Here is a 19027-nt window from a genome sequence, read left to right on the forward strand (position 1 = left end):
GGCGTGGGCGGATCAGGGGTGCTTGGCGATGTACTCGTCGGCCTTGGCCGGGTCGCCGCTGGTCAGCAGGTTGGCCTTCTGCAGCTGGATGGGCGGCACGGACTTGCCGCCGACCAGGTCGATGGCGTTGTCGACGGCCATCCGCCCCATGAGCTGGGTCTGCTGCACCATGGTGGCGTCGACCTTCTTGTCCCGGACGGCCTGCAGGCCGGCCTTGTCCCCGTCGAACCCGACGACCAGGGGCTTGGGGCTGAGGTTGGCGTTCGCGACCGCCTGGGCCGCGCCGAGCGCCAGCGCGTCGGCCTGGCCCCAGAAGACGCTGATGTCCGGGTGGGCCTGGATCATGTCCTGGGCGTTGGCGAAGCCCTCTTCCTGGCTCCAGGCGTCGGTCGGCTGCTCCGCGACGATCTTGAGGCCCGAGGCGCCCTGCAGGGCCTGCCGGAAGCCCTTCTCCCGGTCAATCTGCGGCGTGGTGCCGATCTGGCCCTGGATGATGCCGACGGTGCCCTGACCCTTGGTCTGCTTGACGACCCAGTCGCCGAGTTCCTTGGCGGCGGCCACGCTGTCGGTGGCGATGAAGGTCTTGCCGGGGGCGTCGGCGGCGTTGCGGTCGATGTTGATCACGGGGATATTGGCGCGCTCCGCCGCTTTCACCGGGACGCCGGCCGCGGTGGCGCCGGCCGGGATGTAGATGATGGCGTCGACCTGCTTGGTGATGAAGTCCTGGATCTGGCTGACCTGGCGCGACGAGTCGCCACCGGCGTCGGACACCACGACGGTGGCGCCCTTGGCCTCGGCCTGGGCGGTCACCGACTGCTTGATCTGGTTGAAGAAGTCGGCCTGCAGGTTGGCCACGGCCAGGCCGATGGTGACCTTGTCGCCGCCGTCGCCGCCGCTGTCCGCGCTGTCGCGGTTGCAGGCGGTCAGGGACACGGTGGTCAGGGCAGCGAGCGAGATCGCCAGCGCACTACGGAGTCTCATGTCGGTCCTTTCGGGGAGGGTGGGGGTTCAGGACGCCCGGCGGCGCAGGACGTCGACCATCACAGCCAGGGCGATGACGATGCCGATGACGACCTGCTGCACGAACGGGGAGACCTCGAGCAGGTTCAGCCCGTTGCGGAGCACGCCGATGATCAGGACGCCGACGATGGTTCCGGGGATCCGGCCGACGCCGCCGGCAAGGCTGGCGCCGCCGATCACGACGGCGGCGATGACGTCGAGCTCGAGGCCGGAGGCCGCGCTGGGCTGCGACGAGTCCAGCCGGGCGGCCAGGGCGACCCCGGCGACCCCGGCGAGCAGGCCGGTCACCGCGTACACGCTCGCGGTGGCCGCCTTGACCCTGATGCCGGCGAGCCGGGCCACCTCGCGGCTGCCGCCGATGGCATAGAGGGCACGGCCGCCGGGCCGGTAGCGCAGGAACGCCCATCCGGCCACGAGCAGAAGCGCCAGGACGATCGTCGTGACCGTCAGGAAGCCGAAGTAGCGTTCGGTCGACAGCGCGGTGAACCAGGCCGGGTAGCCGACGATCTGCTGGCCGTCGGTGATCACGTTGGCCAGGCCGCGGGCGATCGAGAGCATGGCCAGGGTGGCGATGAACGGCGGCAGTTTGGTCAGCGTGATGCCCAGACCGCTGGCCAGGCCGCACAGTCCACCGGCGACGACCGCCGCGACGATGCTGAGCCAGAGCGGCCAGCCGCCGTTGTGCGAGGTCCAGCCCAGGATCATGGTGGACAGGGCGAGGACCGAGCCGACCGACAGGTCGATGCCGCCGGTGACGATGACGAAGGTCATGCCGACGGCCAGGATGCCGAGGATGGTGACCTGGTCGAGGACGTTGAGCAGGTTGTTCACGGTCAGGAAGAACGGCGTGGCGATGAACAGGGCGAGGCATAGGACGAGCAGGCCGACGAACGGGCCGCCTGTTCCGCTGCCGAGCCGGCGCAGTCGCTGAAGCAGAGCTGACCGGTCTTCGGGCTTGGTTTCGGGTTCTGCGGACACGGCTGTACTCACGGTGGCTCCTCCGGGTGAGGACGATGGCAGTGCGTGGGGGACGAGACAGGCTCAGTTCATGAACATGCCGCCGTCGACGTTGATGGCCTGGCCGGTGATGTATCCGGCCTCGTCGGAGGCGAGGAACAGCAGCAGGTTGGCGATGTCGTCGTTGGTGCCGGCGCGTCCGAGGGGGATGCCGGCGACCCATTCGGCCATCAGTTCGCCGGGCGCGTAGTCACCGAGCAGGCGGCCCCACTCGCGGTCGTTGTAGGCCCACATGTCGGAGCCGACGATCCCGGGGCAGTAGGCGTTGACGGTGATGCCGTCCTTGGCGAGTTCCTTGGCCAGGCTCTGGGTCAGGCCGATGACGCCGAACTTGCTGGCCGCGTAGTGCGGTGTGTAGATGAATCCCTGCCGGGCCTGCCCCGAAGCGGCGTTGAGGATGCGGCCGCTGCCGCTGGTCCGCCGGAGGAGCGGCACGGCCGCCTTGGCACACAGGAAGGCGCCGGTGGTGTTGACCGCCAGAACGCGGTTCCACGCCTCCAGGCTGAGTTCCTCGATCGGCGCGATCGTGATGGTTCCGGCGTTGTTGATCAGCACGTCGAGGCGCCGGAACCGGTCCTCGGCCGCGGTGAGGAAAGCAGCCACGTCAGCTTCGTCGGTGACGTCGCAGCGGACTCCGAGCGTTTCCGCTCCGGAAGCCGAGGCAATCTCGGCCGCGGCGTCCTGGACGCGCTCGTCCCGATCGGCCAGGACGACCGCGGCGCCCTCGGCCGCGAATCGGTCGGCGATGCCGCGGCCGATCCCGGCGGCCGCGCCGGTCACGGCGACCACTTTGCCGGCCATGCGTCCGTGCTCACTCATGCCTGGCTCCTTGCTCGTCGGGGAAGGTCGCGGGCGGAGCTGACAGCGGCGTGCCAGCCGTCCAGGCGCGCCTGGCGGGATGCCGGGCCGGCAGCTGGGTGGTAGTCGGCTCCGGCGCGGCCGAGGCGATCGAGATCGGCGATCGTCCACACGCCCGCGCCGAGTCCGGCGAGGTGAGCCGCGCCCAGCGCCGACAGTTCGGCGGCCGGCGAGCTGCGGACGTGACGTCCGGAGGTGTCGGCCTGAAGTTGCATGAGGGTGGCGTTGGCCGACGGACCGCCGTCGGCCAGGATCGTCCGCACCGGACCGCCGGCCCGTTCGACGGCGGCGACGACGTCCTCGATCTGAAAGGCGATGGACTCCAGCGCGGCGCGGGCCAGCTGTTCCCGGCCGGTGCTGTCGGTCATTCCGACGACCATGGCTCTCGCCCGGTCGTCCCAGTACGGGGCGCCGAGGCCGGTGAAGGCGGGCACGAGGAAGACGCCCTGGCTGTCGTCGGCGGCGGAGCCGGCGAGCTCGCCCGGTGTCGTCCGCAGCAGGCGGGACAGCCAGACAAGGGTGGCTCCGCTCGACCGGATGTTGCCTTCCCAGGCGTACGTGGGCCGGTCGAGCAGCCAGGCGACGGTGCGCGCCACCCCGTTCTCCGGCTTGGTTCCGGTGGGGGCCACGCCCATGACCGACGAGCCGGTGCCGTAGGTGACTTTGACCCGGCCGCCGGTCCAGCCGGCGTGCGCGAACAGGGCGGCGTGTGAATCACCGAGGACACCGGTGACCGGCACACCACGCAGGTCGGGGTGCAGTTCGTCGGCGGTGACGAAGGGCCCGGTGGAGCACGTCACCTCCGGCAGCGCCGGCAAGGGAATGGTGAACAGGCCGAGCAGCCACGGGTCCCAGCGGCACGTCGAGATGTCCAGCAGCTGGGTCCGTGCGGCGTTGCCGGCCTCGATGAGGTGCTTGCCGCCCAGACGCCAGAGGAGCCAGGAGTCGATGGTGCCCAGGCACAGCTCGCCGCGGGTGCTGCGCGAGCGATCCGGGTCGTACTGATCGAGCAGGGCGGCCGCCTTCGACGCCGAGAACATGGCGTCCACCGGCAGACCGGTGATCTCGCGGATCCGGTCGGCGTGACCGGCCGAACGCAGCCCGGCGCAGAGCTTCGCGCCGCGGGTGTCCTGCCAGCCCAGCACCGGGCCCAGGGGCTTTCCGGTGCGGCGATCCCACAGGAGCGTGGACTCGCGCTGCGTGCTCAGGCCGACCGCGACCACCCGGCCCGGGCGGGCCTCGGTCAGTACGGCCTGGACGGCCTGCTGAACGGAGTGCCAGATCTCCCACGGGTCCTGCTCGGCCCATCCCGGGCGGGGATGGTTCTGCGCGATCGGAACGGTGGCCCGGTGGCTGATCTCGCCGTGTCCCTTCACGACGACTGCCTTGGTGGCGCTCGTGCCCTGGTCGATGGCGAGGACGACGTCACCGCCCGCACCGTGCTCGTCGGATGTCATCTGCATCTCCAGTCGATGCCGAATAGATACCCAGGAGGTTGCAAGGATGTGAATGCCTTGTCAACAATGAATATCTATGCCAACATCGATCATGTCCTCGCACCCGTCACGATCGGTAATGGCGCATCTCGGTGTCGATCAATTACGCCTGTTGTCGAAGATCGCCCGGATGTATCACGAGCAGGGCTTCCGCCAGCCACAGATCGCGGCGAACCTGAACATCTCCCAATCGCGTGTTTCGCGCTTGTTAAAACAGGCTGTCGACATCGGCGTTGTTCGAACCGTCGTCACGATTCCGGATGGCGTCTATACCGACACAGAGCAAGGGCTGGAGACCAAGTTCGATTTGCTCGACGCGGTCGTCGTCGACGCCGGCGGCTCACCGGCCGAGGTGATGCGCACCCTCGGCGGGGCCGCCGCCACCTACCTCGACGAGACGCTGGCCAACGAGGACGTCATCGGCATCTCGTCCTGGAGCGCGACCCTGCTCGCCACCGTCGACGCCATGCGACCGAAAAGTCAGCTGGCCGTCGACGTCGTGACCCAGCTGTCCGGGGGCATCGGCGAGCCGCAGGTCCAGGTCGACGCCACCCGGCTCCTCGACCGGTTCGCCACCCTCACCGGCGGGCAGCCGCTGTTCATGCCCACGCCCGGTCTGGTCCGGAACCCGGCCGTGCGCCGCGCGCTGCTCAACGATCCGGCGGTCAAGGGCGTACGCGACGTCTGGGACCGGCTGACCGTCGCGATCGTCGGCATCGGCACCGTCGCGCCTTCGCCGCTGCTGGCCCGGAGCGGTAATGCGATCGACCCGGAACAGCAGCGGGAGCTCGGCGAACTCGGCGCCGTCGGAGACGTCTGCTACCGCTTCTTCGACAAGAACGGCGAGCTGATCGACTCGCCGTTCAACAACCGGATCCTCGGCATCAGCCCCGGCCAGCTCAAGGCCACTCGCCGCCGGATCGGCGTGGCCGGAGGCGAGGAGAAGTTCTCGGCCATCGCCGCGGCCCTGAAGGGCGGCTGGATCAACACCCTCGTCACCGACCTCGGCACGGCGGAACGGCTGTTGAACGGCGGGCCCGAATCCTGAAACGACTCCGGCCTCACAGATGCACGGGCGCTCCGGTACGCAGGGACTCGACGATCGCCTCGGCGGCGGCGACGCCCCAGCACGCCTGCTCCAACGGCATCACGTCCGGGTTGCGGCCGCCGGTGAAGACCGCGAGGGCGTAGGCGATCTCCCGCCGCAGGGCGCCGCCGACCACGCCGTCCTCCTCGGGCCACAGACCCAGGTCGGGCGCCGCCACACCGGCGCCGGTCCACTCGACCAGGGCGTCGCTGATCAGGCGCTGGCGCAGCACGCCGTCCAGGCCGAGCACCTCGATCTCGCCGGCGATCGTGCCGTCCAGGCTGAGCGGGCCGTCGTCCAGGGTGGCGGGCGCGGCGCCGGGCAGCAGCCAGGCCGACTCGACGGTGGCGACGACACCGTTGGCGAAACGCAGCTGCGCGGTCACCACGCTGGGGGCGGCATCGCCGGCCGCCTCGCTGCGCATCGCCATCACCGTGCGCACCGGGCTGCCGGCGAACGCGATGGCCAGGTCGATGTCGTGGATGCACGACTCCCACACCGGGTCGACCCGGTCGCCGAAGCTGAGGAACCAGGACCGGCTGAAGTCACGGCGCAGGCGCAGCGCGCACAGCGTCCCGATCGCCCCGTGGCCGACGCGGGACCGCATGCGGGCGACCGCGGCGGTGAACCGGGAGATGTGCCCGGCCACCACCTGCCGGTCATGGGCGCGGGCGGTCTCGGCGATCGCCGTCGCGTCGGCGCTCGTCAGGGCCAGGGGCTTCTCCACGAAGACGTGGCTGCCGGCCGACAGCGCGGCGATCGCCAGGCCGGCGTGCGATGCCTCGTCCGAGGCGATCACCACGATGTCCGGGCGCAGACGGTCGAGCAGCGGGCCCAGCTCGGTGGCGGTGTGCTCGACCCCACGGGCGCGGGCCACCTCGGCCAGCCGGGCGGAGTCGGGGTCGGCCAGCCCGACGATGTCGGCGCCGGCCTCGGCCCAGGCGCGGGCGTGCAGGTCGCCGAAGCGGCCGACACCGGCCACGATCACGGTGGGACTCATGACGGGAAGGGCTCCTTCGCTCCATGGCCGGTGAGCACGGCGACGGTGCCGCCCTGGGCGGGCACCGCGACGGCCGCGGCGGCCGCCGGCTCGACAAAAATGCCGCGGGCGGCGAGCTGCCGCTGAGCCACCGCGATCGCGGCTTCGTCGACGGCGACGATTCCGCCGCCGCTGTCCGCCGCGGCCTGCAGGGTCAGCAGGCCTTCGTCCTCGTAGCCGCGCAACGCGTCGGCGATGGCCGCGGCGGCCGTCGGCCCGGCCGTCAGCGGCTCGCGCAGCGAGGCCGCCCAGTCGGTGGTCGACCAGGCGCGGGCCAGGGGCGCGCACGCGGCCGCCTGCACGCCGATCATCCGGGGCAGCCGATCCATCAGGCCGGCCGCGCGCAGGTCGAGGAAGCCCAGCCAGATGCCCCGCAGCAGCGGGCCCGCGCCGACCGGCACCACCACGGTGTCCGGCAGGCCGCCCAGATCGGCCACCAGTTCGGCCGCGACCGGCCGGTAGGCCTCGGTGAGCAAGGGGTTCCGGTACGTCGTGGTGACGTTCAGCCAACCGTCCTGGGCGGCCCGCACCGCCGCCGCGTACGCATCGCTGTAGTCGCCCTCGACAAGCTCGACGGTGGCGCCGTGGGCTCGGGCGGTGGCCAGCTTGCCGCCGGCGTTGGAGCCGGTCGCGCAGAAGACGCGGCAGTCCAGCCCGGCCGCGGCGGCGTAGGTGGCGGCCGAGACCGCCGCGTTCCCGGTCGACGCGAGCACCAGTCCGAGCGAGCCCAGGTCGAGCGCGGCCGAGGCGGCCAGGGCCATCGCGCGGTCCTTGAAGGACAGTGACGGGTTGAGCGACTCCAGCTTGACGTGCCGGTCGGCGTCGAGGGGCAGCAGCGGTGTGCCGCCCTCGCCGAGCGTGACCCGGTGACGCACCTCGGGCAGCATGCCCGCGTGCCGCCAGATGCCGGTCGCGGCCCGCGGGGTGCAGTCGGCTTGGGCAAGCCGCAGCTCGAGCGGGGAACCGCAGGACGCGCAACGGTAGGCGGGATAGTCCGAGGGGTGCCCGCATCGGACGCAGGCGACGGTGAAACTCCGCATCATCATCCTGTCTTCTCGGTGGGCCGGCGCTGGGCCGGCGCGCCCGTCACGGCCCAGCCGAGCCGGCGGGACAGCTCGAGGGCGGCGGCGCGAACCTCCGCGCCGAGCCGTTCGGGGGCCGCGCTGTCGAAGCGCGACGCCGGCGCGGAGACGCTGAGCCCGGCGGCCACCCGGCCGGTGTGGTCGAAGACCGGCGCGGCCACACAGCAGATGCCGACCTCGTTCTCCTGCAGGTCGGTGGCGTATCCGTCGTCACGTACCTGGTCGAGCCGCCGGTGCAGGGCGTCGGCGTCGACCGGTGCGGCGTGCCCGAGGACCTCCGCGCGCACCGCGGCCGGCGAGTGCGCCAGGATGGCCCGCCCGATCGCTGTGGTCAGGGCCGAGTTGGTGTCACCGACCCGGCTGTACATGCGTACGGCGGCCGGGCTTTCCACCTTCTCGATGTAGACGACGTGCACCAGCGCGAGCACGCCCAGGTGGGTGGCCTCGCCGGTGCGCTCGGACAGCGGGCGCATCACGGCCAGGGCCTCCTGGCGCAGGTCGATCCCGTCGAGGTAGGCGCGCGACAGCGTCATGGTTCCGGCGGCCAGCGCGTACCGGCCGTCGGCGGTCTCGCGCACCAGCGCCGTGCCGCGCAACAGGCCCAGCATGCGGTGCAGGGTGGTGGTGGGAATGCCGGTGGCCTTGACCAGCTCGGTCAGCGAGGCGCCGCGCGGGCTGGCCGCCAGGGCCTGCAGCACCGCGACTGTGCGCTCGACGGCGCGCAGGCCGTCCGGTCCCCGTTCGATGTTGGGCATGGACATTCTTCTACCTCACCGCGTCCGCAGGAGACGGTCCGCGAACGCCGAGTAGACCTCTTCGGCGCGGTGCAGCTGCTCGACGGCCACCCATTCGTCCAGGGAGTGAGCCTGCGCGATGTCGCCGGGTCCACACACGACGGATGGTGTGCCGTGCGCGGCGAGCAGCGCCCCGTCGGTCCAGAACTGCAGTCCGATCGGTTCACCGCCGGTCAGATCACAAAGCGTTCCCACGTACGGGTGCCCGGCCGGGCAGTCGAGCGGGGTGTGCACGAACGTGCCGGTGCCGTCCATCTCGTCGACGGTGACGTCCACCCGCGGGTCGGCCTCGCGCAGTCCCTCGGCGACCGCCCGGATCTCGGCCAGCACCTCGTCGTGCCGTTCGCCGGGCAGCCAGCGGCGATCGAGCTCGACCACGCACGAGTTCGGCACCATCGGCGGGCGGTCGCCACCGGTGATCACGCCGACGTTGACCGTGGCCGGTCCGAGCAGCGGATGGGTGCGGCGCCTCAGCACCGGCGCCAGTCCGGTCTCGACGGCGGTGACGAACCGGGCCGCGTGCTGGATCGCGTTGACCCCGTTCCACGGGACGCTGCCGTGCGTGGCGACCCCGCGGAACGTGGCGCGTGCCCACATCGCGCCCTTGTGGGCCCGGCCGACCCGCATCATCGTGGGCTCGCCAACGACGGCGAAGTCGGCCCGCACGCCCGCCTCGACCAGAGCGCGGGTGCCGGGGCTGCCGTTCTCCTCCCCGGCCACCCCGGTCAGCAGCAGCTCGCCGGCGAAGTCACGGCCCAGCCGGGCGACCACCGAGATCATGGCGGCCAGCGCGCCCTTCATGTCGGCCGCGCCCCGGCCGTAGAGGCGCCCGTCCCGCACGACCGGTTCCAGGCTCATCCCGTACGGGGGAACGGTGTCGAGGTGGGCATTGAACATGAGAACCGGGCCCGGGCGGTCTCCCCGCACCCGCGCCACGACGTTGACCCGCCCGTCCCGGCCCACCGGCGGCAGCCCGACCTCGGCGCCCAGGGACCGCAGCCGCCCGGCCAGATAGTCGGCCACGGCGCGTTCCTCACCCGGGTGGTCCTGGTGGCCCTCGATGGCGATCAGGCGGGCGGCCTCCTCGACGACGTTCATCGCAGCATCCCGGGCAGGGCGGCGGCGACCGTGTCGTACCGGCGCCGCGCGGTCCGGTAGGCGTCACGGTCGGCCACGGCGGGCAGCGGTTCGCTGTCGTCCAGGGCGGTCACCGCCGCGGCGACGTCGGGCCACACCCGCACACCCACGCCGGCCAGGGCGACCGCGCCGCGGGGCGAGGCGTCCTGACGCAGCCGCCGAACCGGGGCGTCGGAGACGGCGGCGAAGGCCTCGCGCCAGATCGGCGAACGGGTCACGCCACCACCGACCCGGATCTCGGTCGCCGCGCCGGTGGCCTGGCCGACGGCGGCCGCGCACGCGTAGGCGACGCCCTCCAGGGTGGCCCGGGCGACGTCGGCCGGGCCGTGCTCGGGACCGGCGCCGAGCAGGGCGGCCCGCACCTCGGGGTCGTGGAGGGGCGCGCTGGCCCCCAGCAGGTAGGGCAGGAAGACCAGGCCGCCCGCGCCGGGCGGGCTGCCCGCGGCCGTCCGGTCGGCGGTGCCGTCCGGGCCGCCGCCGAGCAGCGTCCGCTCGCTCCACCGCACGGCCAGCCCGGCCGCGTACGACGAGACCATGGTGAGGAACCCGGGCTCGCCGGCCCGGGCGAAGACGAAGCGTTCCGGGCTCGCCGTGGGCGCGTCGTTGAGCGGCGTGACGATCTGGGCGGCCGTGCCGACGTTGACGTAGACGTGGCCCTCCGCCACCACGCCCGCGCCCAGCGCGGCCGTGGCCACGTCACCGCCACCGGCGACCACGGGGGTGCCGGCGGGCAACCCGGTGGCTCGGGCCGCGGCCCCGGTGACCGTGCCGATCACGTCGGCCGAGCCGGCCACCGGGACGGCCAGCCGGGCGTCGGCGCCGGCCAGCGCCCACAGCCGCGGGTCCCAGTCGCCGGTGCGGACGTCGTAGAGCAGCGTGCCGGCCGCGTCGCTGACGTCGGTCCCCCAGGTGCCGGTCAGCCGGTGCCGCAGCCAGTCCTTGGGCTGCACCAGCCGGGCCGCCCGGGCCACCGAGTCCGGCTCGTGGGTGGCCAGCCAGGCCAGCTTGGGGGCGCTGAACGCCTCGACCACCGGGTTGCCGGTCGCCTCGCCCATGCCGGACTCGCGCAGCCGTCGCACCTCGGCCGTGGCCCGGCGGTCGGCCCAGGTGAGCGCGGCCCGTACCGGCCGGTCGTGCTCGTCGATCAGCGCGACCGCGTGCATGTGTCCGCTGAGACCGACCGCGGCCACGTCCGCGCCGGCCGCCGCCTCCCGCAGGGCCGCGGCCGCGGCGGTCCACCAGTCGTCCGGGTTCTGCTCGTGGCGGCCGGAGGTGGCGGTGTCGGACGGGTAGTCCCGGTAGGCCCGGGCCACGGTGGCGCCGGTGGCCGCGTCGACGAGGACGGCCTTGACCCCGGTGGTGCCGAGGTCAAGGCCGGCGAGCAGCGTGGTCAACGGGCACGCTGCGGGACGAAGCCGAAGTCCATCAGGTACTCCAGGCTCTCCTCGGCGACCCGGTCGAAGTCGGCCAGGCCCACACCGGCCGGCTCGCCGACGCCGATGTTGCCGCCGACCTGCCAGCCCTCCCACTCCACACTGACGTACCCGTCGAAGTTGATCTCGGCGAGCGCCTCGTAGGTCTCGCGGAAGTCGACCAGGCCGCCCCCGAACCAGATGTGGTTGCAGTGCACGATGGTGGGCAGGCCGACCTCGTCCTTGATCTGCACGATGTCGATGTACGGGGCGAGCCGCTTGATCGCCTCCTTGGGGTTCATGAACGGCTTGACCGCGACGTAGAAAGCGCCGGTGTCCATGGTCATCCGCAGGTTGCTCGCGCCGACCTCGTCGAACATCTTCTCGATCAGCTCGACCCGGTTGAGGATCGTGCCCTGCAGAAGCTCGATGCTGACGTTGAGGCCGAGCTTGGCCGCGTGATCGCACACCTCGGTGATCGCCTCGCGGCACTGGGCCCACGCGGTCTTGCGGCTGAGCAGCACGTTGAGCGGCGGGTCGTAGTAGCCGTCGCCGATCAGGGTGCAGACGCTCTTGGCGCCCAGCACCGCGGCCGCGTCCAGCGCCTTCTTGAAGGACTCGATGCCCCGCTCGCGGTCGAACTCGCGCGGGCTCACGAAGGTGGTGTGGTGGCCCAGGTAGCCGATGTCGATGCCGCTGCGCTCGGCCGCGGCCTTGACGTCGAGCAGCTTCTGGTCGTACTCGGCCTTGGGCGTCTCGAGCAGCTTGGCGAAGATGAAGTCGACCCCGTCGTAGCCGTACTTCGCGGTCTGCTCGACGCACCAGACCGGGTCCTTTTCGCCCCACGAGTTCCAGGCCGGGCCGGCGGCCTCCAGACGGCCCCAGGGCATGTTCGGCCAGACCTCAAAGCTGATCTTCACGGTGTGCTCCTTCGGTGACTAGAGGTGCGGAACGATGTCGGACATGAGGCGGGCGGACTCGGCGTTGTGCTCGGCCGCGCCCGCGATGTTGGCGCTCATGAACACTTCGGGGGTCTCGCCGCGGCGCAGCTGGACGCCGAGCGCCTCGACGATGACGGCGTTGAGCAGGGTGAGGCCGACGACCGAGGAGGACGGGCCGGCCGCGGGCAGCCCCGGGCCGAGCTCGACCAGCGCGTCGCCGGGCGGGCAGTGGTTGTCGAGCACCACGTCGGCGATCTCGTGCAGGCGCGGGCCGGGACGGTCGATCGCGGTGGCGTACTGGCGCGACGTGATGGCGATCAGCGACAGCCCGCGCGCCTTGACGGCCTGGGCCACCTCGACCGGAAGAGCGTTGGCGCCCGAGTTGGAGGCGATCAGGAAGACGTCGCTGGGGTCGAGGTGGTAGCCGGCGAGCACCGACTCGGCCTGGCCGCTGCGCCGTTCCAGGACGGTGCTCTGCACGGCGCCCTCGTGCAGCATGTGCGGCGACTTGAGGATCGGGTTGATCCGCACGGCGCCGCCGGCCCGATAGAAGGCCTCCTCGGCGAACATGTGGGAGTGGCCGCTGCCGAACACGTGGAACATCCGTCGCGCGCTCCACGCGTCGGCGACGAGGCGGGCGGCCTCGCGTACGGCGGGAAGCTCTTGATCTGTCGCCTTGTGCAGAATCTGCTGGACGCGCGCGGTGTACTCCCCCGCTGTGACACTCATTTGACCGCCCCCGCGGTGAGGCCGCCCACGAAGTAGCGGCCGGCGAACAGGAACGGAACGATCGCCGGGATCACGGTGCAGACGGTGCCGGCCATGAGCAGGCCCCAGTTCACCGTGTACTGACCCATGATCGCACTGAGCCCGATCGGCAGCGTCTTGAGGTCGTCGCTGACGATGAGCTGCGAGGCGAAGACGAACTCCGTCCAGGAAAAGACGAACGCGTACACGGCGACCGTGGCGATGCCCGGCGCGACCAGCGGCAGCACGATGCGCAACATGGTGCGCAGCGGGCCGGCGCCGTCGACCGCGGCCGCCTCGTCGATGTCGCGCGGGATCGCCATGAAGAAGCCGCGCAGCAGCCACGTGCAGAACGGCGCCGTGAAGGCCACGTTCACGATCACCAGGGCGTTGCGGGTGTCGATCAGCTGGACCTTGGCGAACGCCTGGTACAGCGGCACGAGCAACAGCGTTCCCGGGATCATGTACGCCACCAGGATCGCCCCGGCCAGCTTGTCCCCGCCGGGCACGCGCAGCCGATAGAGGCCGTACGCGGCGGCGAACGCGACCAGCACCGTGAACACCGCCGTGAGGACAGCGATCGCGAAACTGTTGGTCAGGTAGCTGGGATAGTCGGTGGCGCTGAACAGCTGCCGGAAGTTCTCCAGCGTCGGGCTCTGCGGCCACAGGGTGGGCGTGCTGCGCAGGATCTCCTCGCGGTCCTTGAACGCGGACACGGTGATCCAGTAGAGCGGCCCGAGCACGATCAGGGTGAGGATCGCCCAGGTGACCAGGCGGGGCAGGCGCGCGAGGGCGGTCACGAGTCCTCCTTGGGCTGGGCCAGCCGGATGTAGAAGAAGGCCACCGCGGCGAGCAGGATGATCGTGATGACGCTGATCGCGGCCGCGTCGCTCGCCTGGAACTGGTTGAACGCCTTCTGATAGATGAAGACCGGCGCCGTCGTCGAACTGTCGGCCGGGCCGCCCTTGGTGACCAGATAGATCGAGTCCACGATGTTGAACGACCACAACGAGCCGACCAGGCCCAGCGCGAACAGCACCGGCTGCAGCAGCGGGAAGGTGATCCGCCAGAACATCCGCCACGCGTTGGCCCCGTCGACCCGGGCCGCCTCGTAGATCTCGCCCGGAATGGTCTGCAGGGCGCCGTAGATGACCACCGCGCCCAGCGGGAACCAGTGCCAGCTGTTCATCAGGATCAGGGCCGGGAAGGCCAGCACGCTGTCACCGAACGGGCTGCCCAGGCCGTCGACGCCGAGCGCCGACGCGGCCTTGGGCACGATGCCGTAGTTGCTGTTGCTCAGCCATTGCCAGATCACCGCGACCGCGACGGTCGGGATCACCCACGGAATGAGCATCCAGGTGCGCGACGCCCTGGCCCAGCGACCGCGGCCGCCGATCAGGAACGCCGCGACGAACGCGATGACCGTCTGCACGATCAGGTTGCCGACCAGCCAGATGCCGGACCGGCCGATGGACGCCCAGAACGTGCCGTCGCTCAGCGCGTCGGTGTAGTTCTGCAGGCCCACGAAGCTGGACTCGCTGCCGACCACGCCCTGGTTCTGCAGACTCAGCAGGATGGTGTTGATCAGCGGGTAGCCGATGACGCCCAGCATCACCAGCACGAGCGGCGCGACCAGGGCATAGCCCAGAAGGTGCGACCCTCGCTGTCCCGCGCGCCGGGCGCGGAGGTCGGCCTCCGCGCCCGGCACCGTGGCGGGGGTGCTCACTTGGAGACCGCCGCCTGCATCTGCTCCTGTCCCCACTTGACCGCGGCCGCCGGCGTCTCGCCGCTGCTGTAGACCTTCTGCACGACCTGGGCCAGGACGTTCTGGCCGGAGATCTTGCCGACGCTGTCCACGTACTGGCCGTCGGTGAAGCCGAACAGCGCACCGGTCTTGGACTGCTCGAGCATGGCGTCGACGCAGCCCTGGTACTTCTTGATGACCTCGTTGCCGGTCCACGACGCCGCGGTGGCGCCGTCGGCGGTCAGCGGGAGGAACAGGCCGGGCTCGGCGTTGAGGAAGTTGCCGTAGTTCTCCGGCTGGAGGATGTACTTGAGGAACGCCTCGGCGCCCGCGGCCTTCTCGTCCGTGTTGGACATGACCATCGCGGCGTTCGAGTAGTAGATGCTGCCCGGCTTCCCGCCCTCGTCGGCGGCCGGGATCGGCGCGCAGCCCAGGTCGGACGCGGGCCGGCCGGACTCCGACTCGAACGGCGCGAGGTACTGGCCCTTCTCGATGGCCATGGCCGCGGCGCCGCTGTTGAACGCGGCCTGCGGCTCACCCCACGAGTAGTTGCCGCTGTCGCTGGGCGACTGCTTGAGCAGCTCCTGGTAGTAGGTGATGGCCTTGACGGTGTTCGGGTTGTCGAAGTTGGGCGAGCCGTCGGCGTTGAAGAAGTTGCCGGCGCCGCCGGTCAGCATGAGGCTGTAGAGCACCTGGTCGGTGGCGAGGTTCTTGCCGGCCGGCAGGGCGATGCCCTTCTGCTTGCCGCTGGACAGCTTCTGCGCGTCGGCCAGCAGCTCGTTCCAGGTCTTGGGCGCGTCGGCGATGCCCGCCTTGGCGAACAGGTCCTTGCGGTACCAGAGCATCTGCACCATGCCGTACAGCGGCACGGCCCAGTACTGGTCGTCGTCCCGGTAGGGCGCCTTGGCCGCGTCGCCGAACTGGTGCGCCTTGTCCATCTCCTCGACGAGCGAGGTCACCGGGCGCACCGAGCCGAGCGGGCGGACGTACGTGGTGAAGTCGGGGATCGTGAACAGCAGATCGGGCTGGGTCTTGGACTGCACCGCACCGGAGATCTTGGTGTAGATCTGGTTCCAGTCCTGCACCTGGGCCTGGACCTTGTATTCGGGGTTCGTGGCGTTGTAGCTGTCGATCAGCTTCTGGAACCCGGCCACCCGGTTCGGCGGCTGCTCCATGTGCCAGAGCACCACGGTTTTGTCGTTGTCGTCACCGGCCGCCCCGCTGGAGCCGCCGCAGGCGGCGGCGGAGAGGCCGACCGTGGCGGTGAGCGCCACGGCGAGGACGCGCCTGAACTTACCGGACCTCATCAGCTGTAACTCCTTTCGCGGCATTTATGGATATCCGTGACGCCGGGATCCCGGACGAACCGACCGAACAGCCGGGCTAGACGGGCTCTAGCGCGTTGGAATATGGTTTCGGACGTTAGCCCTGCGGTCTAGACCGGTCAAGACTCATTTTGTTAAAGGTCTAGACCGGGTGGGAGCCGGGGAGCGGAGGTACGGGATGATCGGGGACATGTCGACGCCGAAACACGTTGCGATCACCAACGCCCTGCGCGAACAGTGCCGCGACCTCCCGGCGGGCGCCCGCCTGCCGTCCGAGAAGGAGCTCGCCGCCCAGTTCGAGGTGAGCCGGATGACCGTGCGTCAGGCCCTCGACGCCCTGGCCGCCGACGGCCGTGTCGAGCGGGTTCCCGGGTCCGGCACCTTCGTCCGCCGGCCGACCGTCGCCATGGGCCCCAACCTGACCTCGTTCAGCGAGGACATGCGCTCCCGCGGCCTGCGCCCGAGCAGCCGCCTCATCGCCCTCGAGGAGGTGGCGGCGACCGCCGAGATCGCCGAAGAGCTGGGCGTCGAGGCGGACAGCCCGATCATCCGCATGGAGCGCCTGCGCTTCGCCGACGACGAACCCATGTGCCTCGAGGAGGGTCACCTGCCGATCCGCCTGCAACGCGTGGTCGACGACGCCGACCTCGAAGGCTCCCTGCACGAGGTGCTGGCCAAGGCGGGCATCGTCGTGGCCACCGCCCGCCGCCGGGTCCGCGCCGTCATCGCCCCGCCCCGCGACGCCCAGCTGCTCGGCCTGCCCGACCAGGCCCCCGCCCTGGAAATCGTCGACGTCTTCTGCGACACCAACCACCGCCCCGCCCACCGGTCCCGCTCGCGCTACCGCTTCGATCGTTACGAAGTGATGTCCGAGCTGCGCCGGGCCGCCCATCCGGAGGATCTGTCATGACCTGGACCGCCCGCACCAGCCCCGACCTGCCCGCGCCGGCCGGCCCGTACAGCCACGTGATCGACACCGGCACCCTGGTCTTCACGGCCGGTTTCGGCCCGCAGGACCCGGCCACCGGCGTCGTGCCCGAGGGCATCACCGCGCAGACCGAACAGGTGCTCGACAACGTGGCCGGCGCCCTGGCCACGGCCGGGCTCACGCTGGCCGACGTGGTCAAGTCGACCGTCCACCTGCAGCATCTCGACCGCGACTTCGCCGCCTACAACGAGGTCTACGCGCGGCGGTTCAGCGAGCCCTATCCCGTACGCACCACGGTCGGCAGCACGCTGGCCGGGATCCTCGTCGAGGTCGACGTGATCGCCGTGCGCCGGTCGGCCTGACATGGGCGCGGTCCAGCTCCTCGAGCACGTGTGGCAGGTCGGCGGGGCCGGGATCACCGACGACTACGACAGCCACTGCTACCTGATCGCGGACCGCACCGGCGGCGTGCTGATCGACGCCGGCACCGGCCGCGGCGCCGCCGCCTGGCACAGCGCCGTGGCCGAGGTCTGCGACCCGTCGACGATCTCCGGCGTGATCCTCACGCACTACCACGCCGACCACGCCGGCGGCGCGGCCGACGCCACCGTGCCGGTCATCGCGAGCCGGGAGACCGCCGAGGCGCTCGCGGCCGGCGACGAGGACCGCACGTCCCTGAAGCGGGCCCGCGACGCCGGCGTCTACCCGCCCGACTACCGGCTCCGGCCGGCCGTCGTCGACCGGATCGTGGCCGGCGGCGAACGGCTGACCGCGGGCGAACTGCCGGTGGACATCATCGCGGCCCCCGGCCACAGCGACGGCCACCTCGTCATGGTGGCCACGGTGGCCGGCCGCCGCGTCCTATTCAGCGGCGACTGCCTGTTCGCGGGCGGCCGGGTCAGCATCCAGGCGCTGCCCGACTGCCGCCTCGACCAGTACGCGCGGACCGTGATCGCCCTGGCCGGCCTGCGCGTCGACGTCCTGCTGCCCGGCCACGGCTCCCCCGTCCTGCGCGACGCGGCCGCCGACATCGACCGGGCCGCGGCCTCCTTCCGCCGGCTGGTCCCGCCACCCAACATGCTTTAGGTGACCGGCCGCTGACCACATCGGACGTTTTCGGGGCAAGGCAAATTGCCGCCCTGTATAGACGTCGGTGACATTTACGAAACGGGGAGCCAAGGGCATTTATTGCCCGGTTGGGCTCATCCGGAAGCATCGATCCCCGTTTTGCTGGCCCGTCTTGACAGAAGCCAATCGGCCGAGGAGTGTGACATCGACTTCGATAATTAAATGAGGCGGCCCGGAATCGAAGGCCGAATCGGGTCGCCATGCCAACGGGGGAAGGCATATTTCGATGAATCTCGTCGAACTTCGCAGGGGCGCAGCTGTCAGCATTTCCGCTGCCGTCGCCATGCTCGCTGTGTTCGTCGTCGGTCCCGCACCGGCGCAGGCTGTCGGGGGCAACTGCACCTCGACCCGGCTGTCCCGGGCCAGCGGGATCCCGGCGACCTCGGAATACCGGGCCGCCGCCAAATGCTCGTCGCTGAACTCCGACTCGCGAGCGCGGCCCAAATTGATCCGTAATCTCGGACCCGACTACTCCGGCGGATATTTCACGGCTCTCAACGTGTGGAAGTACACCGGCTGGTACCTGTGCTATTCCGGCTGCAGCGACGCCTACGAGATCGCCCACATCTGACCATCGGCCGACCGGCGTGCCGGGTTCCCGGCACGCCGCTCAGGTGGGAGCGTCATGATCGAGTTGGATCGTCTGACCGTCGAATATCCGGAAGTGACTCCCCTCGACGAGGTCACCCTCACCCTGGAACCCGGCACGACCGCGGTCACGGGGCCGAGCGGGAGTGGAAAGAGCACGTTGCTGCGTCTCATCGGTGGCCTGCAGGCGCCGACGGCCGGCACGGTGAGCATCGACGGCACCGCCGTGTCGACGGCATCCTGGCGTTCGGCCGGTGATCCACGGGTGTCCGTCATCCATCAGGACTATCGGCTGGTGCCGTTCCTGACGGTCGAGCAGAACATGTTGCTCGCCGCGGAGCTGCGCGATGTCCGCCGGTCCCGGGCCGACGTCGACGCGATGCTCGGCCGGGTGGCCCTGCCCGCGTCGATGCGTGACCGGCTGCCGCCGAAGTTGTCGGGCGGCCAGCAGCAGCGGGTGGGGATCGCCCGCGCGCTGATGGCCGGGACGTCGGTCATCCTGGCCGACGAGCCCACCGGGGCCCTGGACGTCGAGAACACCGAGCGGGTGACCGACATCCTCGTCGGCCTCGGGCGTCGTGAGGGGCTGGTCATCGTGGTGGCCACGCACGATCCGAACGTGGCCGAGCGGCTGGACCGGCGCTTCGAGGTCGCCCGGGGCAAACTCCTGGCCCTGGCGTGAAG

The 19027-nt window shown here is 71.0% G+C and carries 20 protein-coding genes; 6 read left to right on the forward strand and 14 right to left on the reverse strand.

The genetic code is table 11. The features are described 5' to 3' along the window. Window positions 1–12: 12 nt before the first annotated feature. Genes ACZ3I4_RS33630 through ACZ3I4_RS33645 form a run of 4 tightly spaced genes read right to left on the reverse strand, consistent with a single transcriptional unit; the run spans window position 13 to window position 4352 of the window. Window positions 13–981: a substrate-binding domain-containing protein gene (locus ACZ3I4_RS33630; protein WP_465386093.1), complete on the reverse strand. Its 969-nt coding sequence runs from the start codon at window positions 979–981 to the stop codon at window positions 13–15. Between the two features lie 27 nt (window positions 982–1008). Further along, on the reverse strand, window positions 1009–2010 hold the full coding sequence (locus ACZ3I4_RS33635; protein ID WP_465386094.1) for an ABC transporter permease: 1002 nt from the start codon (window positions 2008–2010) through the stop codon (window positions 1009–1011). Window positions 2011–2061: 51 nt separating this feature from the next. Further along, window positions 2062–2856: an SDR family NAD(P)-dependent oxidoreductase gene (locus ACZ3I4_RS33640; RefSeq protein ID WP_465386095.1), complete on the reverse strand. Its 795-nt coding sequence runs from the start codon at window positions 2854–2856 to the stop codon at window positions 2062–2064. Then, window positions 2853–4352, reverse strand: a complete 1500-nt coding sequence (locus ACZ3I4_RS33645; protein ID WP_465386096.1) for an FGGY-family carbohydrate kinase — start codon at window positions 4350–4352, stop codon at window positions 2853–2855. The genes ACZ3I4_RS33640 and ACZ3I4_RS33645 overlap by 4 nt, the downstream gene beginning before the upstream one ends. Window positions 4353–4470: 118 nt before the next feature. On the opposite strand from ACZ3I4_RS33645, the gene ACZ3I4_RS33650 reads away from it, so the two are divergent. Then, window positions 4471–5439, forward strand: coding sequence for a sugar-binding transcriptional regulator (locus ACZ3I4_RS33650; protein ID WP_465386097.1), 969 nt, complete (start codon window positions 4471–4473; stop codon window positions 5437–5439). A 13-nt stretch (window positions 5440–5452) separates the two neighbouring features. Here the strand turns inward: ACZ3I4_RS33650 and ACZ3I4_RS33655 are convergent, their stop codons facing one another. Genes ACZ3I4_RS33655 through ACZ3I4_RS33700 form a run of 10 tightly spaced genes read right to left on the reverse strand, consistent with a single transcriptional unit; the run spans window position 5453 to window position 15681 of the window. Continuing rightward, a complete protein-coding gene (locus ACZ3I4_RS33655) occupies window positions 5453–6478 on the reverse strand; it encodes a Gfo/Idh/MocA family protein (protein ID WP_465386098.1) in 1026 nt (341 codons plus the stop codon). Beyond that, entirely contained in the window at window positions 6475–7563 is a 1089-nt protein-coding gene (locus ACZ3I4_RS33660) for a pyridoxal-phosphate dependent enzyme (RefSeq protein ID WP_465386099.1), read from the reverse strand. The genes ACZ3I4_RS33655 and ACZ3I4_RS33660 overlap by 4 nt, the downstream gene beginning before the upstream one ends. Further along, on the reverse strand, window positions 7560–8354 hold the full coding sequence (locus tag ACZ3I4_RS33665; RefSeq protein WP_465386100.1) for an IclR family transcriptional regulator: 795 nt from the start codon (window positions 8352–8354) through the stop codon (window positions 7560–7562). Before ACZ3I4_RS33665 ends, ACZ3I4_RS33660 begins: the two co-directional genes overlap by 4 nt. 15 nt (window positions 8355–8369) lie before the next feature. Further along, on the reverse strand, window positions 8370–9491 hold the full coding sequence (locus ACZ3I4_RS33670) for a M20 family metallopeptidase (RefSeq protein ID WP_465386101.1): 1122 nt from the start codon (window positions 9489–9491) through the stop codon (window positions 8370–8372). Beyond that, window positions 9488–10924, reverse strand: coding sequence for a xylulokinase (locus ACZ3I4_RS33675; protein ID WP_465386102.1), 1437 nt, complete (start codon window positions 10922–10924; stop codon window positions 9488–9490). The genes ACZ3I4_RS33670 and ACZ3I4_RS33675 overlap by 4 nt, the downstream gene beginning before the upstream one ends. Beyond that, the gene (locus ACZ3I4_RS33680) at window positions 10921–11862 is read right to left on the reverse strand and encodes a sugar phosphate isomerase/epimerase family protein (RefSeq protein ID WP_465386103.1); all 942 of its coding nucleotides are present in this window, start codon (window positions 11860–11862) and stop codon (window positions 10921–10923) included. Before ACZ3I4_RS33680 ends, ACZ3I4_RS33675 begins: the two co-directional genes overlap by 4 nt. A gap of 18 nt (window positions 11863–11880) precedes the next feature. Next, entirely contained in the window at window positions 11881–12612 is a 732-nt protein-coding gene (locus ACZ3I4_RS33685) for a sugar isomerase domain-containing protein (RefSeq protein ID WP_465386104.1), read from the reverse strand. Next, a complete protein-coding gene (locus ACZ3I4_RS33690; RefSeq protein ID WP_465386105.1) occupies window positions 12609–13430 on the reverse strand; it encodes a carbohydrate ABC transporter permease in 822 nt (273 codons plus the stop codon). The genes ACZ3I4_RS33685 and ACZ3I4_RS33690 overlap by 4 nt, the downstream gene beginning before the upstream one ends. Beyond that, the gene (locus ACZ3I4_RS33695) at window positions 13427–14356 is read right to left on the reverse strand and encodes a carbohydrate ABC transporter permease (protein ID WP_465386106.1); all 930 of its coding nucleotides are present in this window, start codon (window positions 14354–14356) and stop codon (window positions 13427–13429) included. The genes ACZ3I4_RS33690 and ACZ3I4_RS33695 overlap by 4 nt, the downstream gene beginning before the upstream one ends. Then, window positions 14353–15681 (reverse strand): ABC transporter substrate-binding protein, encoded by a 1329-nt coding sequence (locus ACZ3I4_RS33700; RefSeq protein WP_465386107.1) that lies wholly within the window; start codon window positions 15679–15681, stop codon window positions 14353–14355. Before ACZ3I4_RS33700 ends, ACZ3I4_RS33695 begins: the two co-directional genes overlap by 4 nt. A 208-nt stretch (window positions 15682–15889) precedes the next feature. Between ACZ3I4_RS33700 and ACZ3I4_RS33705 the strand changes: the two genes are divergently transcribed. From ACZ3I4_RS33705 to ACZ3I4_RS33725, 5 genes are all read left to right on the forward strand, one after another. Then, window positions 15890–16609 (forward strand): GntR family transcriptional regulator, encoded by a 720-nt coding sequence (locus ACZ3I4_RS33705; protein WP_465386108.1) that lies wholly within the window; start codon window positions 15890–15892, stop codon window positions 16607–16609. Beyond that, window positions 16606–16989, forward strand: a complete 384-nt coding sequence (locus ACZ3I4_RS33710; protein WP_465386109.1) for a RidA family protein — start codon at window positions 16606–16608, stop codon at window positions 16987–16989. The genes ACZ3I4_RS33705 and ACZ3I4_RS33710 overlap by 4 nt, the downstream gene beginning before the upstream one ends. Before the next feature lies 1 nt (window position 16990). Next, window positions 16991–17713, forward strand: coding sequence for an MBL fold metallo-hydrolase (locus ACZ3I4_RS33715; RefSeq protein ID WP_465386110.1), 723 nt, complete (start codon window positions 16991–16993; stop codon window positions 17711–17713). Window positions 17714–18038: 325 nt separating this feature from the next. After that, window positions 18039–18326 (forward strand): hypothetical protein, encoded by a 288-nt coding sequence (locus ACZ3I4_RS33720; RefSeq protein ID WP_465386111.1) that lies wholly within the window; start codon window positions 18039–18041, stop codon window positions 18324–18326. 54 nt (window positions 18327–18380) lie between these two features. After that, window positions 18381–19025 (forward strand): ABC transporter ATP-binding protein, encoded by a 645-nt coding sequence (locus tag ACZ3I4_RS33725; protein WP_465386112.1) that lies wholly within the window; start codon window positions 18381–18383, stop codon window positions 19023–19025. Window positions 19026–19027 lie beyond the last annotated feature (2 nt).

This window comes from Actinoplanes sp. NPDC021490, from assembly GCF_055562135.1.